Source organism: Caballeronia sp. GAFFF1 (assembly GCF_023630705.1).
Classification (GTDB): Bacteria; Pseudomonadota; Gammaproteobacteria; order Burkholderiales; family Burkholderiaceae; genus Caballeronia.
The window spans coordinates 299,961-307,111 of the sequence record NZ_JALQEM010000031.1 but is presented as its reverse complement, the minus strand read 5'-3'; the positions used below and the strand labels follow the sequence as shown (position 1 = coordinate 307,111).

8 protein-coding genes are annotated in these 7,151 nt (G+C 62.8%); 4 read left to right on the top strand and 4 right to left on the bottom strand.

Annotation, left to right across the window (positions count from 1 at the left end):
- The first annotated feature begins 189 nt into the window (after window positions 1–189).
- The 3 genes from NCR37_RS18250 to NCR37_RS18240 all read left to right on the top strand — a co-directional run bounded on the left by NCR37_RS18250 (window position 190) and on the right by NCR37_RS18240 (window position 3,782).
- Window positions 190–837: an SEN1982 family lipoprotein gene (locus tag NCR37_RS18250; protein ID WP_250474236.1), complete on the top strand. Its 648-nt coding sequence runs from the start codon at window positions 190–192 to the stop codon at window positions 835–837.
- 47 nt (window positions 838–884) lie between these two features.
- The gene (locus tag NCR37_RS18245) at window positions 885–1,883 is read left to right on the top strand and encodes a LacI family DNA-binding transcriptional regulator (RefSeq protein WP_250474255.1); all 999 of its coding nucleotides are present in this window, start codon (window positions 885–887) and stop codon (window positions 1,881–1,883) included.
- A gap of 114 nt (window positions 1,884–1,997) precedes the next feature.
- Window positions 1,998–3,782 (top strand): IlvD/Edd family dehydratase, encoded by a 1,785-nt coding sequence (locus tag NCR37_RS18240; RefSeq protein WP_250474235.1) that lies wholly within the window; start codon window positions 1,998–2,000, stop codon window positions 3,780–3,782.
- A 9-nt stretch (window positions 3,783–3,791) separates the two neighbouring features.
- On the opposite strand, the gene NCR37_RS18235 is transcribed toward NCR37_RS18240, so the two are convergent.
- Window positions 3,792–4,127, bottom strand: a complete 336-nt coding sequence (locus tag NCR37_RS18235) for a hypothetical protein (protein WP_250474234.1) — start codon at window positions 4,125–4,127, stop codon at window positions 3,792–3,794.
- A gap of 341 nt (window positions 4,128–4,468) precedes the next feature.
- Between NCR37_RS18235 and NCR37_RS18230 the strand changes: the two genes are divergently transcribed.
- Window positions 4,469–5,554 (top strand): MBL fold metallo-hydrolase, encoded by a 1,086-nt coding sequence (locus tag NCR37_RS18230; RefSeq protein WP_250474254.1) that lies wholly within the window; start codon window positions 4,469–4,471, stop codon window positions 5,552–5,554.
- A gap of 75 nt (window positions 5,555–5,629) precedes the next feature.
- Here the strand turns inward: NCR37_RS18230 and NCR37_RS18225 are convergent, their stop codons facing one another.
- The 3 genes from NCR37_RS18225 to NCR37_RS18215 all read right to left on the bottom strand — a co-directional run bounded on the left by NCR37_RS18225 (window position 5,630) and on the right by NCR37_RS18215 (window position 7,099).
- Entirely contained in the window at window positions 5,630–5,791 is a 162-nt protein-coding gene (locus tag NCR37_RS18225; RefSeq protein ID WP_044042785.1) for a DUF1328 family protein, read from the bottom strand.
- A gap of 224 nt (window positions 5,792–6,015) precedes the next feature.
- On the bottom strand, window positions 6,016–6,183 hold the full coding sequence (locus tag NCR37_RS18220) for a hypothetical protein (protein ID WP_250474233.1): 168 nt from the start codon (window positions 6,181–6,183) through the stop codon (window positions 6,016–6,018).
- Between the two features lie 301 nt (window positions 6,184–6,484).
- Entirely contained in the window at window positions 6,485–7,099 is a 615-nt protein-coding gene (locus NCR37_RS18215; RefSeq protein ID WP_250474232.1) for a LysE family translocator, read from the bottom strand.
- Window positions 7,100–7,151: the final 52 nt, after the last annotated feature.

Below are 7,151 nucleotides of genomic sequence, written 5' to 3'. Positions count from 1 at the left end.
TGTGAAAGTAGGTAATCGTCAGGCTCCCCTTGCCCTAAACAAAAACCCCACCCCACAAAGGTGGGGTTTTTGCGTTTGGGGCGGCCAATATAGCAAAAGTCCCGACGCCGACGCTTCCCGGAGGCGACAATTCTGTCGGTAGAATGGCATCGGCAGGTGTACCACTATGCCGATACCACCGGAGCGCACATGAGAACGAGCCTGTTGATCGCCGCTGTCAGCGTCGTGCTGTTGGCTGCGGCCTGTGGCGAAAAGAACGATGCGAGCGAGTCCACCTTGGGCGACGCTATTTCCGCTGACATGAAGACTAACCGCGGCCTGCTATGCCTGAATCGCAGCGGCCGGGGTGCGTTCACATTTCCGTCTACCTATAGCAATCGCGATCTCAACGAATATTCGGCCGCGGCTTTGCGCGAGCAACTGGCGGCGCTCGAAAAGAGCGGCTTGATCGCGCGCACTGCTGCCGTGGCGCCCGCCAACGCCAATGCAAAGCAGGACGGCGTCGCGTACAGCTTGACGGGCGAAGGCCAGAAGTATGCGGTGGAAACCGTGCGCCAGGCAGGCGATCCCAACGCCACAGCGGACTCCCGCGTCTCGATGATCTGCTACGCGCGAGTCAAGCTCGACAAGGTGACCGCGTGGACGCAGCCCGACCCGACCACGCATCGTTCCGACGTCACTTACACGTACAAGCTCGACAACGTCGCGCCCTGGGCCGACGACCGCGATATCAAGCGCGCGTTTTCCGACCTCACCGCCGCCGACCGCGAAGCCGGCGAAACGAAGCTGCACGTCACGCTCGAGCAGCGTCCGGACGGCTGGGTGAGGGTCGATTGAGCAACGTATCTGCTACTGCCGAAGATTTCCCTCGCGTCCCGCCGCGCATGTCGGACGTCGCGCGGCTTGCCGGCGTCTCAAAGATGACGGTGTCCCGAGTGCTGGCGGGTCATAGCGTTGCATCGGCGACGCGTGAACGCGTACAGCAGGCCATCGACGAACTCGGCTATGTGGCCGATGCCGCAGCAGGCGCGCTCTCGTCAGGGCGCTCCGAGTTCGTCGCAGTCATGGTGCCGTCGCTCGCCAGTTCCAATTTCTCCGATACCGTCCGCGGCCTCGCCGCCGCGCTGGAGCCGCACGGCCTGCAATTGTTGATCGGCGACACCGACTATCACCTCGATCGCGAAGAGAGCCTGATTCGCTCGATGCTGCGGCACCAGCCGCGCTGCATCGCGCTGACCGGCTCGCGTCATACGGATGCGACGCGCACGTTGCTGCGCCGCTCAGGCGTGCCTGTTGTCGAGATGTGGGACTTTCCGAGCGATCCTATCGATGCCGCGGTCGGCTTCTCCAACGTCAATGCCGCGCGCGAGATGGTGCGCTATCTCGCCGCGCGCGGCCACGAGCGCATCGGTTTCGTGGGCGGCGCAAGCGAACTGGATCGGCGCGGCCTCGACCGGCTCAAAGGCTTTCGCATGGAGATGAAGGCGCTCAGTCTCGACGCCGAACGCGTCGTGCGTCTCGGTGAATCGCCGATCACGATGAGCCACGGCGGACCCGCCATCGCGTCGCTGCTCGCCGCGTGGCCGGACACGCAGGCTGTGATGTGCGTCAGCGACATGTCGGCGTTTGGCGCGATAATGGAGTGTCACCGGCGTGGGCTTTCGGTGCCCGGCGACATCGCGGTGGCCGGCTTCGGCAACTTCGAGGTCGCGGCATGTTGCACGCCTTCGATCACGACCGTATCCGTCGATGCGTATGGCATCGGCTTGCGCACGGGCGAGGTATTGCTGGCCGCGCTCGAAGAACGCGAGAAGGGCGCCGTCAAGCACGCGAGCAAGCGGGTGCGAATCGCGTATCAGGTGCTGGCGCGAGAGAGCGCCTGAGCATTAGACGTCGCACGAATGCGTGCTAACATGCTTCGATGTTACCGGTAACTATACCGGACTCGCCCGCGAAAACGCGAAAACGCGAGAGCAAACCCCACGGAGAGAGACGCCATGTCCCAACAGACACCCCGCCGCCTGCGCAGTCAGGAATGGTTCGACGACCCTTCGCATGCCGACATGACCGCGCTGTATGTCGAGCGATTCATGAACTACGGTCTCACGCGCGAAGAGTTGCAGTCGGGCCGGCCGATCATCGGCATTGCGCAGACCGGCAGCGACCTTGCGCCGTGCAATCGCCATCACATCGAGCTTGCGGTGCGCACGAAAGCCGGCATCCGCGATGCCGGCGGCATTCCGATGGAATTCCCCGTGCATCCGCTTGCCGAGCAGAGCCGCCGCCCGACCGCCGCGCTGGATCGCAACCTCGCTTATCTTGGTCTCGTCGAGATCATGCATGGCTTCCCGCTCGATGGCGTCGTGCTGACGACCGGTTGCGACAAGACCACGCCCGCATGTCTGATGGCGGCGGCAACGGTCGACATGCCGTCGATCGTACTCTCCGGCGGCCCGATGCTCGACGGCTGGTACGAAGGGAAGCGCGTCGGCTCCGGCACGGTCATCTGGCATGCGCGCAATTTGCTCGCGGCCGGCGAGATCGACTACGAAGGCTTCATGCGCCTGACGACGGCTTCGTCGCCGTCGATCGGGCACTGCAATACGATGGGCACCGCGCTCTCGATGAACAGCCTCGCCGAAGCGCTCGGCATGTCCTTGCCGACGTGCGCGAGCATTCCCGCTGCGTACCGCGAGCGCGGACAGATGGCGTACGCAACGGGCAAGCGCATCGTCGATATGGTGCGAGAGGACATGCGCCCGTCGAAGATCATGACGCGCGATGCATTCATCAACGCGATCGTCGTTGCGTCCGCGCTCGGCGCGTCGACCAACTGCCCGCCGCATCTGATCGCGATTGCGCGGCACATGGGCATCGAACTGAGTCTGGAAGACTGGCAGCGTTACGGCGAAGAGATCCCGCTCATCGTCAACTGCATGCCCGCGGGCGAATACCTGGGCGAGAGCTTCCATCGCGCGGGCGGGGTGCCTGCGGTGCTGCGTCAACTGGATGCAGCGGGGCTCTTGCGTCGGGATTGCCTCAGCGTGTCCGGCCGGAAGATCGGTGAGATCGCCGATGAAGCGCCCGTCGCCGACCAGGATGTGATTCGTTCTGCAGACGAACCGCTGATGCACGGCGCGGGCTTCGTGGTCCTGTCGGGCAACTTCTTCGACAGCGCGATCATGAAGATGTCGGTGGTCGGCGAAGCATTCAGGAAGACGTATTTGAGCGAGCCGGGCGCGGAGAACGTGTTCGAGGCCCGTGCCATTGTCTTCGATGGTCCGGAGGACTATCACGCCCGCATCAACGACCCGTCGCTCGAAATCGACGAGCACTGCATTCTCGTCATCCGCGGCTGCGGCACGGTGGGTTATCCCGGAAGCGCGGAAGTGGTCAACATGGCGCCGCCTGCGGATCTGATCAAGCGAGGCGTCGATTCGCTGCCGTGCATGGGCGATGGCCGGCAAAGCGGCACGTCGGCGAGTCCGTCGATTCTCAACATGTCGCCGGAAGCCGCGGTCGGCGGCGGTCTCGCGCTGTTGCGCACCAACGACCGCATACGCGTCGATCTGAACGCGCGCTCCGTCAACGTGTTGATCGACGAAGCGGAGCTGCAAAGCCGCAGCAAGGACGCCGCGTTTGCCGCGCCGGTCGCGCAAACGCCGTGGCAGGAGCTTTATCGGCAGACCGTGGGTCAGCTATCGACGGGCGGATGTCTCGAGCCCGCGACGCTCTACCTGAAGGTCATCGAAACGCGCGGCAACCCGCGGCATTCGCACTGAGCAGTCAGGTCACAGACGCGCGTCGCGCGGGCGCGCGGTCTGTGGCTTTGCCTTCAGCTTCGGCATCTTGCCCTTCTCGATGTAGTCCTGCACCGTGTCCGCTGCGTCGTAGTAGTCGCGCTCGTCGAGCCAGTGCCAGACGGCCGCGAGAAAGAGCCCGAGCCCTGCGTGTCCGCAATGGGCGATGACAGCGGCGATGCCTTCTGCAAGCGCTTCGTCGCGTCCGGTCTCTGTAAACGCGCTTGCGATATGCGACGCGCTGCGCGAAACCAGCATCGCGTGCATCGGGTGCAGCTGTGGGTTGAACGTGCGTGACGCGAGACTTCTGTATTTGCTGCTGCCCATGGGGCCCCCGTGTATTGCTGGCGAACTGCGCGATCCTGCATGCGCGCCGCTGTTGGTTCTTTGTGTCGGTTTTTTTAGCTGCTGAGTTCAGCGCCGCAGAATAGGCAAGAAGCGGGCCGACGGCGCGCAAATTGCTCGGGAGCCTTTGTTCATGCGGCTGACGACTATCGTGCCGTTCGCTTGGACGGCTGCCAAATGGGGCATGACCTCCCTTTCTACATTCCGTATGAACGAATGTGCAATGCGGAATCTCATCTCAAGACCACGACATGCGCTTCGCCTATACCGCTGCCCGTGTTGTTCGACCATACGCGCGCATTGCCGTCTGTGCGCTCTCGCTCATGGCCGGATGCGCAACAGGTGGAACTGCTGTGAGTAGCGAAGCGCCTGTCCCGTCGAGCGAACCGCAGCCACTGCATCACGCGAAGCACACGTCGTCGGGCTTCGAGAACAACTACGGGCATCTGCCGCGCGAATCACTCTTGAAGTGGCAGTGGCAGCGCTTCCAGCAGGGATTGCCGAAGCCGCCCGCAAACGGTTATCGCTTTCCCATTGCGCGTCCGGACGTTGCGTTTCTCAAATCGAACCGTAGCGTCGATACGCTCACGTGGATCGGCCATTCGACTGCACTCGTGCAGATAAACGGCGTCAACGTGTTGACCGATCCTGTGTTTTCCGAGCGGGCTTCGCCGTTCACATTCATCGGGCCGAAGCGCAAGACGCCGCCCGGGCTCGCGCTCGATGAGCTTCCGCATATCGATATCGTGCTGATCTCGCACAATCACTACGATCATCTCGACAAAGCGACCGTCGAGGCATTGAACCGTCAAGCAGAAGGCCCGCCGCGTTTTCTCGTTCCAATGGGTGTAAAAGCGTGGATGACGAGCGTCGGCATTACGAACGCCGAAGAACTGGATTGGGGCGATGAAACGCACGCCGCCGGCCTCGATATCTGGTTCGCGCCCGCGCAACACTGGTCGGCTCGCACGCCGTTCGATCGCGCCGAGACCTTATGGGGCAGTTGGGTAGTCAAGACACCGCCGGGATCGGCGCGTCCTTATTCGTTTTTCTTTGCGGGCGACACCGGCTATTCGCCGGACTTTCGCGACATAGGCGCACGCTTCGGCGGCTTCGATCTCGCCTTGATTCCCATCGGCGCCTACGACCCGCGCTGGTTCATGCATGCGCAGCACGTCGATCCGGAAGAGGCCGTGCGCATCTTCGAGGACATACATGCGAAACGTGCTATCGGCGTTCACTGGGGCACATTCGAGCTCACCGACGAACCGCTCGACGAACCGCCGCGTCGTCTCTCAGAAGCGGTTCGAAAAGCGGGTTTACCCGCCGATGCGTTCACGGTGCTCATGCATGGACAAACGGTTCGTCTCGATGCGCCGGTGGCGCAGAAATCCGTAAGCACACCGTAGCAATGAGCGCGTTGCAAAACGCGCGGGCCATCCGGCCCGCGCGTTCCGATTGCAACGCATGCGATGAAGCAATCGTCATCGCCTGAACACGCCGAGCAGCAGAGTCGCGAGGAAAATCACGATGAAGATGAAGAACAGGATCTTGGCGATTTCCGCCGCGCCCGTTGCGATACCGCCGAAGCCGAAAACGGCCGCGATGATCGCGATGATGAAAAAAATTGCAGCGTAACGGAGCATGAGGCCTCCTACGGGGTTCGGTTGGTAGTTCGATTTGCATGCGGACTGAAACCGTTGCCGCCTTCGCTCATCGGTCGTGCCGCGCTTTTGTTCAGGGTTTGGCGGCACGAAGGGTCAGAGCAACTGCTGTGCCTAATTCGCCGGATGTGTCGGCCGCAGAAACAAAAACGCCGCAATGCCCCGTGCGAAAGGGCATTGCGGCGTCGGGCGCGCTCGTCAGCGGGCTAGCGTCGCGGCGTGCCATCGGAGTCGGTTTCCTCGCCGTCCTCCTCGTCGTCGACGCGGCTTTGCGCATCCAGCAAGTGGTTCTCCAATTCGTCGCGCTCGATCTGATCGGCGAGGTCGAGGGCTTTGCGCGTGGCGGGACCGGATGGGCGGTTGGCTCCAGACATGGCGTACTCCTTGAACGGATTGCGAGGCCGCGCCATTACATATGGCGCGAAGAACGAGCCGACAGGCATGCCGCATGGGCTATCAAGCGGCGTGTCAAGCTGCCTTAAAGGATCGCTTACGGGACGTTGCGCGCGCGATCGTCTTGTCAGTCTGACAGGGACGCGGATAGAAAAATGCCGTCCCATTCTTGCAAGCGGGACGGCAAGTTTTGCCTGGCCGGCGCGTACGCCGAGTATGCGCCGGTCCTGCGTCGCGGCAAAGCGCTTTATTGCCGCCGCGCCTCGCGTTTCACGACCGGCATCATTCGAAGAAATGCGCGACGATCGGATACAGCGACAGCAGAAGCAACGCGGCCATCGTGAGGTTGAAGAGGCGCAAGAGTCGCGGATTGGCGAGAAAGCGACGCAGTGACACGCCGAAGGCTGCCCACGCCGTGATGCACGGCAGGCCGATCACAATGAACACGATCGCCATGAACGCTGCATTCAGCGAAAGACTCGCGTGCAGATGAATGGTGGTTGCGGCAGTCAGCACCATCATCCACGCTTTCGGATTGACCCACTGAAACGCGACGGCTTCGTGAAAGCGCATCGGGCGGCGCTCGCCGTCGCGCGTCTGCACGGACGAGGACGTGCCGATCTTCCACGCGAGATACAGCAGATAAGCGACGCTCGCGGTCTCCAGCACCGTATAAAGCCACGGCAGATGGCCGAACGCCTCGGCGAGACCGAAGCCTGCGGCGAGCATCAGGAGCGCCACGCCCGCGCTGATTCCGAGGACATGCGGCACCGTGCGCCGCAGGCCGAAGTTGACGCCCGAGGCAAGCAGCATCGTGTTGTTCGGGCCGGGCGTGATGCTCATCACGAGCGCGAAAAGCGCGGCAGCGGGCAGGGCGCTGAAGAGAGTGGAGGACATGGCGCAATCCGAGTGACAGGTCGATTGCTGCCAGTGTACGGGCGCGCATCTG